Source organism: Serratia sp. PL7, from assembly GCF_945957435.1.
The window spans coordinates 1-259 of the sequence record NZ_CAMFLB010000152.1 but is presented as its reverse complement, the minus strand read 5'-3'; the positions used below and the strand labels follow the sequence as shown (position 1 = coordinate 259).

General features: G+C 43.6%; 1 rRNA gene. It reads left to right on the top strand.

What is annotated here, in order from left to right:
* Window positions 1-169 precede the first annotated feature (169 nt).
* Window positions 170-259: ribosomal RNA gene (locus tag N6G83_RS54705) — 16S ribosomal RNA — on the top strand; the annotation flags it as partial.

Sequence of the window (259 nt, the reverse complement as noted above, 5' to 3'; positions counted from 1 at the left end):
CACTGCTCTTTAACAATTTATCAGACAATCTGTGTGGGCACTCCACAAGACGATATCCAGCATCTTCGGATGCAAAAAAATATCAAGTCTTGAAGAGTGACTAACTGAAGTAAAATTCATGCAGTAAATCTTTGAGCATCGCTTCTCGAGTGGAAGCAAATCAAGCTTTTAATTGAAGAGTTTGATCATGGCTCAGATTGAACGCTGGCGGCAGGCTTAACACATGCAAGTCGAGCGGTAGCACAGGGGAGCTTGCTCC